The 16,488-nt window shown below is 70.9% G+C and carries 8 protein-coding genes, 1 tRNA gene and 1 rRNA gene; 1 reads left to right on the top strand and 9 read right to left on the bottom strand.

Annotated features, from left to right (window positions below):
• Positions 1 to 70: 70 nt before the first annotated feature.
• From AB0M16_RS31650 to AB0M16_RS31620, 7 genes are all read right to left on the bottom strand, one after another.
• Positions 71 to 604 (bottom strand): CinA family protein, encoded by a 534-nt coding sequence (locus tag AB0M16_RS31650; RefSeq protein ID WP_365349069.1) that lies wholly within the window; start codon positions 602 to 604, stop codon positions 71 to 73.
• Positions 601 to 1,287: a CDP-diacylglycerol--glycerol-3-phosphate 3-phosphatidyltransferase gene (pgsA, locus tag AB0M16_RS31645; RefSeq protein WP_365349067.1), complete on the bottom strand. Its 687-nt coding sequence runs from the start codon at positions 1,285 to 1,287 to the stop codon at positions 601 to 603. The genes AB0M16_RS31650 and pgsA overlap by 4 nt, the downstream gene beginning before the upstream one ends.
• Entirely contained in the window at positions 1,284 to 2,792 is a 1,509-nt protein-coding gene (gene rimO, locus AB0M16_RS31640) for a 30S ribosomal protein S12 methylthiotransferase RimO (RefSeq protein ID WP_365349065.1), read from the bottom strand. Before rimO ends, pgsA begins: the two co-directional genes overlap by 4 nt.
• An 82-nt stretch (positions 2,793 to 2,874) precedes the next feature.
• Positions 2,875 to 3,714, bottom strand: a complete 840-nt coding sequence (locus tag AB0M16_RS31635) for a helix-turn-helix domain-containing protein (RefSeq protein ID WP_365349063.1) — start codon at positions 3,712 to 3,714, stop codon at positions 2,875 to 2,877.
• 225 nt (positions 3,715 to 3,939) lie between these two features.
• Entirely contained in the window at positions 3,940 to 6,750 is a 2,811-nt protein-coding gene (locus AB0M16_RS31630) for a DNA translocase FtsK (protein ID WP_365349061.1), read from the bottom strand.
• Positions 6,751 to 6,866: 116 nt separating this feature from the next.
• Positions 6,867 to 7,541, bottom strand: a complete 675-nt coding sequence (locus AB0M16_RS31625; protein ID WP_365349059.1) for a response regulator — start codon at positions 7,539 to 7,541, stop codon at positions 6,867 to 6,869.
• 299 nt (positions 7,542 to 7,840) lie between these two features.
• Positions 7,841 to 13,306, bottom strand: coding sequence for a HAMP domain-containing protein (locus AB0M16_RS31620; protein WP_365349057.1), 5,466 nt, complete (start codon positions 13,304 to 13,306; stop codon positions 7,841 to 7,843).
• Positions 13,307 to 13,573: 267 nt separating this feature from the next.
• On the opposite strand from AB0M16_RS31620, the gene AB0M16_RS31615 reads away from it, so the two are divergent.
• Positions 13,574 to 16,222 (top strand): SpoIIE family protein phosphatase, encoded by a 2,649-nt coding sequence (locus tag AB0M16_RS31615; protein ID WP_365349055.1) that lies wholly within the window; start codon positions 13,574 to 13,576, stop codon positions 16,220 to 16,222.
• 95 nt (positions 16,223 to 16,317) lie between these two features.
• On the opposite strand, the gene AB0M16_RS31610 is transcribed toward AB0M16_RS31615, so the two are convergent.
• Both AB0M16_RS31610 and rrf read right to left on the bottom strand, forming a co-directional pair.
• Positions 16,318 to 16,390, bottom strand: a tRNA-Thr gene (locus AB0M16_RS31610).
• Between the two features lie 5 nt (positions 16,391 to 16,395).
• A 5S ribosomal RNA gene (gene rrf, locus AB0M16_RS31605) occupies positions 16,396 to 16,488 on the bottom strand; the annotation flags it as partial.

Here is a 16,488-nt window from a genome sequence, read left to right as displayed (position 1 = left end):
CGCCCCACCGTACCGCCTCGCGCCGCGGCCGTGCGGGGAGCGATGTCGTGTTCACTCATGGCTGCAAACATCAATCTCCCCCGTTCTGTTCCGTATCCTGTGCCCGCGCATTTTCCGAGAGTTCGTCGCCGAGCAGTTCACGCAGCAATTCGAGCACGCTCCGTACGCTCTCACTACGGATTTCCGCCCGATCGCCGTTCAATCTCAACGAGGCCACCTTCCCGGCCCCGGCACCGGCCCCCGCGGGCCCGGCGACGGCCACGTACACGGTCCCCACCGGCTGTCCGTCCTGCGGATCGGGCCCCGCCACGCCCGTCGTCGCGATGCCCCAGTCGGCCCCCAGCCGACCCCGGACCCCCGCCGCCATCTGCAGCGCGACCTCCGGGTCGACCGCGCCGCGCTCCGCCAGAAGGGTGCCGTCCACCCCGAGGAGCTGCTCCTTGAGGGCCGTGGCGTAGGCCGTGACGGAGCCGCGGAAGGTCTTCGATGCCCCCGGCACCCCGGTCAGCTCCGCGGCCACCAGACCGCCCGTGAGGGACTCCGCCACCGCCAGCGTGTGACCACGCTCCGCGAGCAGCTGCAGCACCCGGGCGGCCTCGTTCATCGTCCGTCAGCCTCCGCGCGGCCCGTCCCGGCGGCGGCCGCGCGTTCCGCCGCGAGTCCCCTCCGCCTCAGCACGACCGCCTGTCGCACGTAGTCCAGACCGGTGACGACCGTCAGCACGACGGCCACCGCCATCACCCAGAAGCGCATCGTGGCGAGAGCGCCGGTGAGCATCAGCACGTACATGCCCACGGCCGTGCCCTGCGCGAGCGTCTTCATCTTTCCGCCGCGACTGGCCGGAATGACCCCGTGCCGGATCACCCAGAAGCGCATCAGGGTGATGCCGAGCTCACGGGCGAGGATCACGCCCGTGACCCACCACGGCAGGTCGCCGAGCCCGGACAGGACGATCAGACCGGCCGCCATGATCGCCTTGTCGGCGATCGGATCGGCGATCTTCCCGAAGTCCGTGACCAGGTTGTACGTCCGCGCCAGGTGTCCGTCGAAGACGTCCGTGATCATGGCGACGGCGAACGCCGCCCACGCCCAGGCGCGCCAGGCCGGGTCGTGCCCGCCGTCCTGGAGCAGCAGCACCACGAAGCCGGGCACGAGCACGAGCCGGACCATGGTCAGGATGTTCGCGATGTTCCACAGGCTGGCCTGATTGACGGCCGCAGCGCCCAGCTTGCCGCGGGGCGCCGGCCTACCGGTCCCGCCCGTCGCGGATGCCGGGACTCCGGTCATCTGCCCGCCTCCTCGAAGAGACACTCGGCGACGAGGTCGACGCCCTCGGTGTCGACGACCTTGGCGCTGACCATACGGCCCGGGGCCAGGTCGAGTCCCTCGGCCGAGTCCGCCGGCACGATCACCTGGCCGTCGGTCTCGGGCGCCTGGTGCGCGGCCCGGCCGATCCAGCCGTCCTCGTCCTCGTCGAAGGACTCGATCAGTACTTCCAGGGTCTCGCCGATCCGCTCCTCCGCGCGCTGGGCGGTGAGCTCCTCGGCGAGCCGGGACAGATGCGCGAGGCGCTCGTCCACGAGGTCCTGGGGCAGCTTGTGCTCGTACGTGGCGGCCTCGGTGCCGTCCTCGTCCGAGTAGCCGAAGACGCCGATGGCGTCGAGACGGGCGTGGGTGACGAAGCGTTCCAGCTCGGCGAAGTCCGCCTCGGTCTCGCCGGGGAAGCCGACGATGAAGTTGGACCGGGCACCGGCCGTCGGGGCCTTGGTGCGGATGGTCTCCAGGAGCTCCAGGAAGCGGTCCGTGTCACCGAAGCGGCGCATGGCCCGCAGCACGTCCGGGGCGCTGTGCTGGAAGGACAGGTCGAAGTACGGGACGACCTTGTCGGTCGAGGTGAGCACGTCGATCAGGCCGGGGCGCATCTCGGCGGGCTGCAGGTAGCTGACCCGGACGCGCTCGATGCCGTCGACGGCCGCGAGCTCGGGCAGCAGGCTCTCCAGGAGGCGGATGTCGCCGAGGTCCTTGCCGTACGAGGTGTTGTTCTCGGAGACCAGCATGATCTCCTTCACGCCCTGCTCGGCGAGCCAGCGGGTCTCGTTCAGGACGTCCGAGGGACGGCGCGAGACGAAGGAGCCGCGGAAGGACGGGATGGCGCAGAAGGAGCAGCGCCGGTCGCAGCCGGAGGCCAGCTTCACGGACGCGACGGGGCTGGTGTCCAGGCGGCGGCGCAGGGGCGCGCGGGGGCCGGAGGCGGGGGCCAGCCCCTCGGGGAGGTCGGCCGGTACGTTCTCGGGCGCCTCGGCGGGCGCCTCGGCGGCGTCACCGTGGCCGGGCAGGGCCACGGAGGCCGCGGCCTCCTGCCGCTCCACCGGGGACAGCGGGAGCAGCTTGCGCCGGTCGCGCGGGGCGTGCGCCTCGACGTTGCCGCCGCTGAGGATGGTCTGGAGGCGGCCGGAGATGTCGGCGTAGTCGTCAAAACCGAGGACGCCGTCCGCCTCGGGCAGCGCGTCGGCGAGCTCCTTGCCGTAGCGCTCGGCCATGCAGCCGACGGCGACGACGGCCTGGGTGCGGCCGTGGTCCTTCAGATCATTGGCTTCGAGGAGGGCGTCGACGGAGTCCTTCTTGGCGGCTTCGACGAAGCCACAGGTGTTGACGACGGCGACGTCTGCGTCCTCGGCGTTCTCGACGAGCTCCCAGCCGTCCGCTGCCAAGCGGCCTGCGAGCTCCTCCGAGTCCACCTCGTTACGGGCGCAGCCGAGAGTGACAAGGGCGACGGTACGGCGTTCGGGCATGGACTCAAGACTACTTTGTCTCGGCCGTACCTCCGTCGCGCAGGGTTCACCTGCGCGACGGGCGTCACACACGGGGGCGGGCTCAGCCGGCCTGAGGGTCACCCTTGGTGTACGACAGGCGCTCGACCTGGCCGGACTCGAAGGTGTCCTCGATCTTCTTGCCGTTGACGTAGAGCTCGATCGGCCCGGCGTTGCCGAGGATGAGATCGATCCGCTCGTCGTCCTGGAAGGTCTTGGACTCGCCCGCGTTCAGCAGGCCGTCGAAGAGCAGCTTGCCGTCGTGGGCCTTGGCCGAGATCCAGCTCTTGTCGTCGGTCGCCGTCAGCTTGACCGTGACCTTGTCCTGCGGGACCGCCGCGATGGCGCTCTCGGAGGGCACGGGCTTGGGGTCCGCCGGCCTGGCCGGCTTGGGCTTGGCGGGGGTGGTCGTCGCCTTGGGGGCCGGGGCCGGGCCCTCCGCGACCGCGCCGTTGCCGCGCACGTCGTTCCCGTTGAACATCGTGAAGCCGACGAAGCCGACGACGGCCACGATCGCCGCGACCATGGCGGCGGTCCAGTTGGGCCGGCGGGGCTCGGGGCGGATGCGCTCCGCCTCGAACAGCGGGGCGGCGGGGGTGGGCGACGGGCGGCCGCCGTGCTCGGCGTCGTACTGCTCGATCAGGGAGGCCGGATCGAGCCCCACGGCGCGCGCGAGCGTGCGGATGTGCCCGCGGGCGTAGACGTCGCCGCCGCAGCGCGAGAAGTCGTCCTCCTCGATCGCGTGCACGATCGGGACCCGCACGCGGGTGGAGGCGCTGACCTCTTCGACGGTGAGACCGGCGGCGACACGGGCCTGCTGAAGGGCACGACCGATCGAATCCCGGTCATCTGCCGGGAAGTTCCGGTCGTCCTCGGGGGATTCGGGGGAGTTGCCGATGGACACGAGAGCGCCTTTCGAGCGTGTAGCCACCTGCTGGATGTTCAGTCTATGGGTGGTACGAAAGGGTGGGGCAACCGGGCGGGCGTCGTTTGTACGCCATGAGGCTGGGACAGGGTCCTGTCCCTCCCTCCAACTTGACGTATGCCCAAGGGAAACGGTTGCCCTCGTTCCCTTACGAGTGAGTCTCGGCCCGGTCTCGTTACGGCAGCCCCCGTACGCGGCTCCCGCTCAGGCGCCCGGGTCCCCGCCCCGGATCACGTCGAGCACGGCGTCCAGCTCGTCCGGCTTGACCAGCACGTCCCGGGCCTTCGAACCCTCACTCGGCCCCACGATGTTGCGGGACTCCATCAGGTCCATGAGCCGGCCTGCCTTCGCGAAGCCCACGCGCAGCTTGCGCTGGAGCATCGAGGTGGAGCCGAACTGGGTCGAGACGACCAGTTCGGCGGCCTGGCAGAGCAGGTCCAGGTCGTCGCCGATCTCCTCGTCGATCTCCTTCTTCTGCTTGGTGCCGACCGTGACGTCGTCCCGGAAGACGGGCGCCATCTGGTCCTTGCAGTGCTGGACGACGGTGGCGACCTCGTGCTCGGTGACGAAGGCGCCCTGCATGCGGGTCGGCTTGTTCGCGCCCATGGGCAGGAACAGGCCGTCGCCCTTGCCGATCAGCTTCTCGGCGCCGGGCTGGTCGAGGATGACGCGGCTGTCGGCGAGCGAGGAGGTGGCGAAGGCGAGCCGGGACGGCACGTTCGCCTTGATCAGACCGGTGACGACGTCCACCGAGGGGCGCTGGGTGGCGAGCACCAGGTGGATGCCGGCCGCGCGGGCCAGCTGGGTGATACGCACGATCGCGTCCTCGACGTCCCGGGGCGCGACCATCATCAGGTCGGCGAGCTCGTCGACGATCACCAGGAGGTACGGGTAGGTCTTGAGCTCGCGCTCGCTGCCCGGCGGCAGCTGCACCTTGCCGTCCCGGATGGCCTGGTTGAAGTCGTCGATGTGCCGGAAGCCGAAGGCGGCCAGGTCGTCGTAGCGCAGGTCCATCTCGCGGACGACCCACTGCAGCGCCTCTGCGGCCCGCTTGGGGTTGGTGATGATCGGCGTGATCAGGTGCGGGATGCCCTCGTAGGCGGTGAGCTCGACCCGCTTGGGGTCGACGAGGACCATCCGGACGTCCTCCGGGGTCGCCCTTATCATCACCGAGGTGATGAGGCAGTTGATGCAGGACGACTTGCCGGAGCCGGTGGCACCGGCGACGAGGATGTGCGGCATCTTCGCCAGATTGGCCATCACGTAGCCGCCCTCGACGTCCTTGCCGAGCGCGACCAGCATCGGGTGGTCGTCCTCCGCCGCCTCGGCCAGTCGGAGCACGTCGCCGAGGTTGACCATCTCGCGGTCGGTGTTCGGGATCTCGATGCCGACCGCTGACTTGCCGGGGATCGGCGAGATGATCCGCACGTCCGGGCTGGCCACGGCGTATGCGATGTTCTTGGTGAGCGCGGTGATCTTCTCGACCTTGACGGCCGGACCGAGCTCGACCTCGTAGCGGGTGACCGTCGGGCCGCGTGTGAAGCCGGTGACGGCGGCGTCGACCTTGAACTCGGCGAAGACGTTGGTGAGCGACTCGACGATGGCGTCGTTGGCGGCGCTGCGGGTCTTGCCGGGGCCGCCGCGCTCCAGGAGGTCCATGGAGGGCAGCGCGTACGTGATGTCGCCGGAGAGCTGGAGCTGCTCGGCCCGCGGCGGCAGGTCGGTCGGCTCGGGCGCCGGCTTCGTCAGGTCGGGCACGCCGCCGCCGGCCGTCCGGTCCCTGGCGGCGCCCCGCGCGGTGGGCACCGGGGCGGAGGGGGCGGCCGGGGCCTCAGGGGCCTCCTGGGCGGCGCCGGCCGCCGCCACGGCGGCGGCCCGCTCGGCGGTGACGTCCCGGGTCAGGTCGGCGACCAGCGGCGAGGGCGGCATGCCGTTGAGGACGGCGCCGTCCAGCGCGGCGGCCGCCGCGGCGGCCACGTCGACCGGGTCGAGTCCGGTGGTGTCGAAGGCGGACGCGGGCGGGGTACGGCGACGGCCGCGCCGCTGCAGGGCGGCTGCCTCGGCGCCGTCCGGGTCGTAGTCCGCGCCGGGCGCACGCCGGCGCACGGGGCGGGCGGCGCGGGGGGCCTCGTCGCGCCAGTCGTCGCCGTACCCGTCCTCGGCCACGCCCTCCTCTGGCTCGTACTCCGGTTCGACGATGCCGAGCCGGGCGCCGAGGGCGCGCAGCCGCTGCGGGATGGCGTTGACGGGGGTGGCGGTGACCACGAGCAGCCCGAACACCGTGAGCAGCACGAGCAGCGGTACGGCGAGGACCTCGCCCATCGCGAAGACCAACGGCTTCGACGCGGCCCAGCCGATCAGTCCGCCGGCGTCCTGCATGGCCTCGGTGCCGTCGCCCCGGCCGGGCGAGCCGCAGGCGATGTGGACCTGCCCGAGCACGCCGATGACCAGGGCGGACAGACCGATGACGATCCGGCCGTTGGCCTCCGGCTTCTCCGGGTAGAGGATCAGCCGGACGCCGATCGCGCCGAGCAGCAGCGGTACGAGCAGGTCGAGGCGGCCGAAGGCGCCCGTGACCAGCATCTCCACCAGGTCGCCGACGGGGCCGCGCAGATGGGACCAGGTCCCGGCCGCGACGATCAGCGCGACGCCGAGCAGCAGCAGTGCGAGCCCGTCCTTGCGGTGCGCCGGGTCGAGACCCTTCGCTCCGCGCCCTATCCCCCGGAACATCGCGCCCACGCCGTGGGCGAGGCCCATCCAGATGCCGCGCACGAGCCGGTACACGCCCCCGGTGGGGGACGGCGCCGGTCGGGGCGCGGGCTTCTTCGCCGCGGTCTTGCGCGCGGGCGCGCGCTTGGCGGGCGCGGCCTTCTTGGCCGGCGCCTTCTTCGCGGGAGGCTTGGCGGGGGACTTGCCGGGCGCCGCCTTCTTCGCGGTGCCGGTCGTACGGCCGGCGCGCGGCTTCGCGGTGCCCGCCGCGCCCTGGGAACCCTTGCCGGACGTACGTGAGGCCATGATGCTGAGGTTACCGGTGGGGCCGTCCGGGAAACACGCTCACCCGTTCGTGTCGCCCTTGCACCGGCGTGGAACTGACGCCCGCTCACGGCGGGCGCCGGCGCGATGACCGTACGTCAGCTCTGCGCGGGCAGACTGGGCGCGCCGCCCGTACCCGGCTCCAGGGCGTCCAGGGCCCTGCGCAGACCGGTGAGCTTGCGCTCCAGGTGCGCGGCGGTGGCGACCGCCGCGGCGTCGGCGGAGTCGTCGTCCAGCTGCTTGGACAGCGCCTCGGCCTGCTCCTCGACCGCGGCGAGACGGGCGGAGAGCTCGGCGAGCAGCCCCGCGGACTCCTTGGTCTGGCCGTTCGGGCCGCCGCCCTCCAGCTGGAGCCGCAGCAGCGCCGCCTGCTCGCGGAGCTGGCAGTTCTTCATGTACAGCTCGACGAAGACGGAGACCTTGGCGCGCAGCACCCACGGGTCGAACGGCTTGGAGATGTAGTCCACCGCACCGGCCGCGTACCCACGGAAGGTGTGGTGGGGTCCGTGGTTGATGGCGGTGAGGAAGATGATCGGGATGTCCCGGGTCCGCTCACGGCGCTTGATGTGCGCGGCCGTCTCGAATCCGTCCATGCCGGGCATCTGGACATCCAGCAGGATGACCGCGAAGTCGTCGGTCAGCAGCGCCTTGAGCGCTTCCTCCCCGGACGATGCCCGCACCAGTGTCTGATCGAGCGCGGAGAGAATGGCCTCCAGCGCCAGCAGATTCTCCGGCCGGTCATCGACCAGGAGGATCTTGGCCTTCTGCACCATGCCCCGTCCTCCTCGTCCCGGCACTGGTTCGCTCCGGCTCCGAGAGCCGGGGGAAGCACCGGGCGCCGCCCCAGAAGACGACTCCCATGCGCCGTCCGTCCTTGTGCCGGTCATCGTAGCCGCACCCCGCCCGTCGCCACACCCTGTCACCGCATTGTCACTGAGCACGCAGATCCGCGCCCGTACGTCGAACGCGGTGGGAGACCAGAAGGTTCCCCGTCCGGCGGGCTCTCACACCCGCCTGGCGACGGCCGGTCAGCGGCGGGATCCCAGGGGCCCCGGGAATCCCGCCGCCCGGTTCAGCGGCCCTCCCCCCGCATCCACTGCTCCATCACCGTCAGCAGGTGATCGGGGTCGACCGGCTTGGTCACGTAGTCCGAGGCCCCGGACTCGATGGCCTTCTCCCGGTCGCCCTTCATCGCCTTGGCGGTCAGCGCGACGATCGGCAGCCCCGCGAACTGCGGCATGCGCCGGATCGCGGTCGTCGTCGCGTAGCCGTCCATCTCCGGCATCATGATGTCCATCAGGACCACCGCCACGTCGTCGTGCTGCTCCAGGACCTCGATGCCCTCGCGGCCGTTCTCCGCGTACAGCACCGCGAGCCCGTGCTGTTCCAGGACGCTGGTGAGCGCGAACACGTTGCGGATGTCGTCGTCGACGATCAGCACCTTCTCCCCCGCGAACGAGAAGGTCGGCCGGGGCTCCGGCTCCGGACGCTCCTCGCCGGCCGCCAGGTCGTCCTTGCCGGACTGTCCGGGCACCTGCGCCCGCTGCTCCACGCTCTTGCGGCGGTGCCGGAACAGCGCGCCGGCCCCGGACCGCGCCTCGGTGTGCACCGGTGCGGGTGCGAAGTGCACCAGACCCCCGGCTCCCTCTCCGTCGAAGTCGATCCGCTCCTCCGGGTCCTGCTGCTCGTGGCCCTGGCCGGGGTGCGCCGGCTCGATGGGGCTCAGCGGCAGGTACAGGGTGAAGGTCGAGCCGCGGCCCGGCTCGCTCGCCGCGTAGATCTCGCCGCCGAGCAGCCGCGCGATCTCCCGGCTGATCGACAGGCCCAGGCCCGTACCGCCGTACTTGCGGCTGGTCGTGCCGTCGGCCTGCTTGAAGGCCTCGAAGATAACCCGCATCTTGCCCGCCGCGATGCCGATGCCGGTGTCGGTGACCGAGAAGGCGATCAACTCGGCCTCCGGGTCGCGCAGCGTCCCCGCCTCCAGGAGCTGCTCCCGGATCGACTGCGGCACGTCCGCGCCGGCCGGTCGGATCACCAGCTCCACTGCGCCGGTGTCGGTGAACTTCACCGCGTTCGACAGCAGGTTGCGCAGCACCTGCAGGAGCCGCTGCTCGTCGGTGTGGAGCGTGGCGGGCAGCTCGGGCGAGACCCGCACCGAGAAGTCCAGCCCCTTCTCCGCGGTGAGCGGCCGGAAGGTGGCCTCCACGTAGTCCACGAGCTGCACGAGCGCGATCCGCGTGGGCGAGACGTCCATCTTGCCCGCCTCGACCTTCGACAGGTCGAGGATGTCGTTGATCAGCTGCAGCAGGTCCGAGCCGGCGCCGTGGATCGTCTCGGCGAACTCGACCTGCTTCGGCGTCAGGTTCGCGTCGGCGTTGTCGGCGAGCAACTTGGCCAGGATCAGCAGCGAGTTGAGCGGGGTACGCAGCTCGTGCGACATGTTGGCCAGGAACTCGGACTTGTAGCGCATGGAGACGGCGAGCTGTTCGGCACGCTCCTCCAGGACCTGCCGGGCCTCCTCGATCTCGGTGTTCTTCACCTCGATGTCCCGGTTCTGCCGGGCCAGCAGCTCGGCCTTGTCCTCCAGTTCCGCGTTGGAGTTCTGCAGCTCCTTCTGCCGGTGCTCCAGCTCCGCCGAGCGCTCCCGCAGCTGCTCGGTGAGCTCCTGCGACTGCTGGAGCAGCACCTCGGTACGGGTGTTGACGCTGATGGTGTTGACGGTGGTCGCGATCAGCTCGGCGATCTGGTTGAGGAAGTCCCGCTGGATCTGCGTGAACGGCTGGAACGAGGCCAGCTCGATCACGCCGAGCACCCGGCCCTCGAACAGCACGGGCAGCACGATCACATGGGCCGGGGAGGCCTCGCCCAGCCCGGACGAGATCTTCAGATAGCCCGGCGGCACGTTGACCTGGATGGTCCGCTTCTCCTCGGCGGCCGTCCCGATCAGCGTCTCGCCCGGCCGGAACGAGGTCGGCATGGAGCCGGCCGAGTAGCCGTAACTCCCGCGCATCCGCAGCTCGTACGAGCCCTCGCCCTCGCCCACCGGTTCGGCGTCGTTGTTGGCGGAGCCGGTCGGCATCGCCACGAAGAAGGCGCCGTGCTGCGCCGAGACCACCGGCGTCAGCTCGCTCATGATGAGCGAGGCGACGTCGTCGAGGTCCCGACGGCCCTGCATCAGACCGGAGATGCGGGCCAGGTTGCCCTTCAGCCAGTCCTGCTCGTCGTTGGCGAGGGTGGTGTCGCGCAGGTTCGCGATCATGGTGTTGATGTTGTCCTGCAGGGCCTGGATCTCACCGGCCGCGTCCACACCGTCGATCTTGACGTTGAGGTCGCCCCGGGTCACCGCGGTGGCGACGGCGGCGATGGCGCGCACCTGACGCGTCAGGTTCCCGGCCATCTCGTTCACCGACTCCGTCAGGTCCCACCAGGTGCCCTCGACGTCGCGCACCCGCGCCTGACCGCCCAACTGCCCGTCGGTGCCCACCTCGCGGGCCACGCGGGTGACCTCCTCGGCGAAGTTCGACAGCTGGTCGACCATCGTGTTGATGGTGCTCTTCAGCTCCTGGATCTCGCCCCGCGCGTCGATGTCGATCTTCTTGGTGAGGTCGCCCTTCGCGATGGCGGTGGTGACGGCCGCGATCTGACGCACCTGACCGGTCAGGTTGTCGGCCATCGAGTTCACCGACTCGGTCAGGTCCTTCCAGGTGCCCGAGACGCCGGGCACGCGGGCCTGGCCGCCGAGGATGCCCTCGGTGCCCACCTCACGGGCCACCCGGGTCACCTCGTCGGCGAACGAGGACAGGGTCGTCACCATCGTGTTGACGGTGTCGGCCAGCTCGGCGACCTCGCCGCGCGCCTCGACCGTGACCTTCTTCGTCAGGTCGCCGTTGGCCACGGCTGCGGACACCCGGGAGATGTTCCGCACCTGACTCGTCAGGTTGTTGGCCATCAGGTTGACGTTGTCGCTCAGGTCCTTCCAGATGCCGGTCACGCCGCGCACCCGGGCCTGACCGCCGAGGATGCCCTCGGTGCCCACCTCACGGGCCACCCGCGTCACCTCGTCGGCGAAGTTCGACAGCTGGTCGACCATCGTGTTGACGGTCGTCACCAGCTCCAGGATCTCGCCCTTGGCGTCGACGGTGATCTTCTTCGACAGGTCGCCGCGCGCGACCGCCGTGGTGACCTCGGCGATGTTCCGGACCTGGAAGGTCAGGTTGTTCGCCATGAAGTTCACCGACTGGGTCAGGTCCTTCCAGGTGCCGGAGACCCCCTGCACCTCGGCCTGACCGCCCAGGATGCCCTCGGTGCCCACCTCACGGGCCACCCGCGTCACCTGGTCGGCGAAGCTGGAGAGCTGGTCCACCATCGTGTTGAGGGTGTTCTTCAGCTCCAGGATCTCGCCCCGCGCGTCCACGTCGATCTTCTGCGACAGGTCGCCCCGGGCCACCGCGGTGGCGACCTGCGCGATGTTGCGCACCTGGGCCGTCAGGTTCCCGGCCATGCCGTTCACCGAATCCGTCAGGTCCCGCCACACACCGGCGACGCCCGGCACCTGCGCCTGACCCCCCAGCCGCCCGTCGGTGCCCACCTCACGGGCCACCCGGGTCACCTGGTCGGCGAACGCGGACAGCTGGTCCACCATCGTGTTGATGGTGTTCTTCAGCTCCAGGATCTCGCCCCGCGCGTCCACGTCGATCTTCTGCGACAGGTCACCGCGGGCCACCGCCGTCGTCACCTGGGCGATCTGCCGCACCTGCGAGGTCAGGTTCCCGGCCATGAAGTTCACCGAGTCGGTCAGCTCGCGCCACCGCCCGGACACGCCGTCCACCCGGGCCTGACCGCCCAGCCGGCCCTCGGTGCCCACGTCCCGGGCCATCCGCGTCACCTGGTCGGCGAACGACGACAGCTGCGACACCATCGTGTTGACGGTGTTCTTCAGCTCCAGCATCTCGCCGGCCACGTCCACCGTGACCTTCTGCGACAGGTCACCGTTGGCCACCGCCGTCGTCACCTGCGCGATGTCCCGCACCTGACCCGTCAGGTTGCGGAACGCCGTGTTCACCGAGTCGGTGAGGTCCTTCCACGTACCGGCCGCGCCGGGCACCTCGGCCTGACCGCCGAGCAGACCCTCGACGCCGACCTCCCGCGCCACGCGGGTCACCTCGGAACCGAAGGCGGAGAGCTGGTCCACCATCGTGTTGACGGTGTTCTTCAGCTCCAGCATCTCGCCGGCCACGTCCACCGTGACCTTCTGCGACAGATCACCGTTGGCCACCGCCGTCGTCACCTGCGCGATGTCCCGCACCTGCGTGGTGATGTTCCGGAAGACGGTGTTGACCGAGTCCGTCAGGTCCTTCCACGTACCCGCCGCACCCGGCACCTGCGCCTGACCGCCGAGCAGACCCTGCGCGCCGACCTCGCCGGAGACACGGGTCACCTCGTCCGCGAAGGTCCGCAGCGTCTCCGTCATCTGGTTGATGGTGTCCGCGAGTTGCGCGATCTCGCCGCGCGCCGACACCCGCACCTTCTGCGACAGGTCACCGTTGGCGACCGCGGTGGTCACCTCCGCGATACCCCTCACCTGATTGGTGAGATTTCCCGCCATCGTGTTGACGGAGTCGGTGAGGTCCTTCCACACACCGGCGACCCCGGCCACCTCGGCCTGGCCGCCCAGCTCGCCCTCCGTGCCCACCTCGCGGGCCACCCGGGTCACCTCGGAGGAGAACGAGGACAGCTGGTCCACCATCCGGTTGACGGTGTTCTTCAGCTCCAGCATCTCGCCGGCGACGTTCGCCGTGACCTTCTGCGACAGATCACCGTTGGCCACCGCCGTCGTCACCAGCGCGATGTCCCGCACCTGCGCCGTCAGCCGGTTCGCCATCGTATTGACCGAGTCCGTGAGGTCCTTCCACGAACCGGACATACCGCGCACCTGGGCCTGACCGCCCAGAATGCCCTCCGTGCCCACCTCCAGGGCGACCCTCGTCACCTCGTCGGCGAACACCGACAGCTGGTCGACCAGGTTGTTCACGGTCCGCGCGACCTTCAGGAACTCGCCCCGAAGCGGCCGCGTCACCCCGTCCGTACCCTCCGAACGCAACTCCATCCGCTGCCCGAGATCACCCTCGGCCACCGAGGACAGCACCCGCCCCACCTCGGACACGGGCCGCGCCAGCTCGTCCACCAGCGCGTTCGCCGCCTCGACCGCGGACGCCCAGGCCCCCTCGCCGGCGCCGGTCTCCAACCGCTCCGACAGCTTGCCCTCACGGCCCACCACCCGGCGGACCCGCGACAGCTCCCCGGTCAGATGCGTCTGCCGGTCCGCGACCTCGTTGAAGACGGCGGCGATCTCCGCCATCATCCCGTCGCCCGAGACCGTCAGCCGCTTGCGGAAGTTCCCGTCGCGCATCGACACCAGCGCGGCCAGCAACCGCTGCAGCGCCGCGGCGTCCACCTGCACCGTGCCCCCGCCCCGGGAACGGCCGCCGCCCTTCGCCCGCGAACCGCCACCGCGTCGCGTCGTCGTGCCAGACTCCACCGTGTCCCTCCCGAAGGGGTCGACCGTACCGATCGGTCCTCGCTACCAGCCTGCCCAGTGTTTCACCGTGTCCGAACCAGGCCATAACAGTTCGGCAGCTTCGCACAACGTCCCCACGTCCGAGAGACCGAAACAGCGGTGACCGGCATCCGCTGGGACAGCGAAGGTAAGTAACCTGGCATCCGGCTGTCCAACCGCCCCGGTCCGCCCGGCGGGGGCGGGACGGGCCGAGAAGCAGCACCGGACAGCGGGAGGGGCAGACCGACCATGGCAGAGCCGGGCGTCGAGACGGGTACGAGGAGTTCAGTGATCACCGCGCGGGCGGCCGCCAGTTTCGAACCCGTCGGGCGGTCCGTCGCGACCGCCCGAGCCTTCGTCCGGGACACCCTCCAGGGCTGGGGATACGCCGAGGTGGTCGACGACGCCGTCGTCCTCACCAGCGAACTCGTCACCAACGCCGTCATCCACGCCGGCACCGCAGCCGACGTCCTCTGCCTGCGCCGCGACGACGGCGTCCGCATCGAGGTCGCCGACCGCTACCCCGAGCGCGAGATCCCCCTCCAGCACGCACGCACCATGGGCAGCCCCGACCGCGAGAACGGCCGGGGCCTTCTGCTGTGCGCCGCGCTCGCCGCCCGCTGGGGCGTCGACTACAGCCCCACCCGCAAACACGTCTGGTTCCACCTCGACCTCCCCGAGCGCTCCGTCGGCACCCGCTCCGCGGGCCCCGTGCTGCCCGACCCGCTGCTCCCCCTCACCGAGAGCCGGGTCCGCGTCGCCGTCGTGCAGATCGACGGAAGCGGCGCCATCACGGCCTGGAACGAGGACGCCGAGGAACTCTTCGGCTACGGCTCCGAGCAGGTCACCGGCAAACCGCTGGGCGACCTCGCCGCCTGGCCCCACACACCCGGCATCGGCACCGGCCTCGCCGAGGCCCTCCGCCTCTCCCGCTGGGAGGGCAGCTACGGCATCCGCTGCGCCGACGGCCGCGTCATCCCCGTCTACGCCTCGCACCTCCGCGTCCGCGACGCCCAGGGCGAGCCGTCCACCGTCTGCCTCCTCGTACGCGAGTACGAGCGCGCCGTCCTGCAGACCCCGCAGCGCCCCGCCGCCGAGCACGGGTCCGAGAACCGCACCACCGCGGACCCCTTCGAGGTCTTCATCGGCTCCCCCGCCCCCGACGACCTCGACGGCCTCCTCCAGCGCACCGTGGAACGCGCCCGCGACATGCTCGACGGCGACTCCGCCTTCCTCCTGCTCGCCACCGACGACGAGACCGAACTGGAGGTGCGGGCCACCACGGGCCTGCCCTCGGCCCGCCAGCGCTTCGCCCGCGTCCCCGTCGAGACCGGCGCCAGCCGCTACGGCTCCGCCCGCATGCCCGCCGTCCACGAGGACCTCGCCGCCGTCCCCGGTGCCGTACCCCTCCTCGAAGGCACCGGCATGCGCTCGGTCGTGACGGTCCCCCTGAAGGTCGAGGGCCGCCTCACCGGCTCCCTCGGCGTCGCCGCCGAGAGCGCCAACCGCTACTCCAACGAGGAGGCCCTGCGCCTCCAGTTCGCCGCCGACCGCATCGCGCTGGCCGTCGAGTCCGCCCGCCTCGGCGAACTCGAACGCCTCCGCCGCGGCTCCCTCAGCTTCCTCGTCGAGGCCTCCGACCTCCTGGCCGGCACCCTCGACCGCGACCAGACCCTGGCCCTCATGGCCCAGATGACGGTCCCCACCCTGGCCACCTGGTGCGCCGTCTACACGATCGCCGACCAGGCCTCCGACCCGTACCTCTCCTACGTCCTGCACGAGGACGAGGACCTCATCGACGGCCTCAAGGCCCTGCTCTCCTCCATCGACCCTCCGGACCCCGTGCCCACCCCCGGCGCCCGCGTCTGGACCGCCCCGGGCGACGCCGCCCACCGCACCGCGCTCAGCGCCAGCATGCGTGAACTCGGCGGCCCGGGAAGCCCGGTGTCCTCCGGCATCAACACCGCGCTCGCCACGGCGGCCGCCGTCGGCGGCGAGACCGTGGTCCTGCCGCTCTTCGCCCGCAACCGCGTCATCGGCATGCTCACCCTCGGGAAGCCCACCGACGACCACTTCCGCCAGGAGATCCTGGAACTCGCCGAGGACCTCTCCCGCCGAGCGGCCCTGGCCCTCGACAACGCCCGTCTCTACTCGGAGCGCATGGCCATCAGCCGCTCGCTCCAGCGCAGCCTCCTGCCGCCCGGCCTCCCCGACATCCCCGGCGTCGAGGTCGACGTCATCTACCGCGCGGCCGGCGAGGGCAACGAGGTCGGCGGCGACTTCTACGACCTCTTCCCCATCCGCGACGGCGCATACGGCTTCGCCATCGGCGACGTCTGCGGTACGGGCCCGGAGGCCGCCGCCGTCACCGGTCTCGCCCGTCACGCGCTGCGCCTCCTGGCCCGCGAGGGCTTCGGAGGCCCCGCCGTCCTGGAGCGCCTGAACGCGGCGATCCTCGACGAGGGCGCCCGCAGCCGCTTCCTCACCCTCCTGTACGGCGAGATGCGGCCCCAGGAGGACGGCTCCGCGGTCCTGAAGGTCGTCTGTGCCGGCCACCCGCTCCCCCTCCGGCTGAGCCAGGACGGCGTCGTCCGTCCCGCCGCGGACCCCCAGCCGCTCCTGGGCGTCATGGACGACCTGGAGCTCTACGAGCAGACGGTCACCCTGGACCCGGGTGACGTCCTGCTGTGCGTCACGGACGGCGTGACGGAACGCCGCGAGGGCACCCGCATGCTGGGCGACGACGGTCTCACCGAGGTCCTCAAGACCTGTACGGGCCTGACGGCCGGCGCGGTCGCCTCCCGCGTCCTGCGCGCGGTCGAGCGCTTCGCCCAGGAGCCCGCCTCGGACGACATGGCGATCCTGGCGCTGCGCATCCCTGAGCCGCACCACCAGTAGCGGAAAGCCGGCCCCGTGCGGGGGCCGGCTTCTCCGATGCCTTCGGGGCGCAACGCAAAAAAGGCCCCCGCCTGATGGCGGGGGCCTTTTCTCTGAGCCCTTTAACGGAATCGAACCGTTGACCTTCTCCTTACCATGGAGACGCTCTGCCGACTGAGCTAAAAGGGCGGGTTGTTCGGCGGCGTCCTACTCTCCCACAGGGTCCCCCCTGCAGTACCATCGGCGCTGAAAGGCTTAGCTTCCGGGTTCGGAATGTAACCGGGCGT

The sequence above is a fragment of the Streptomyces sp. NPDC051921 genome (assembly GCF_040680975.1).
GTDB lineage: Bacteria > Actinomycetota > Actinomycetes > Streptomycetales > Streptomycetaceae > Streptomyces.
This window is presented reverse-complemented; position numbering and strand designations above follow the sequence as displayed.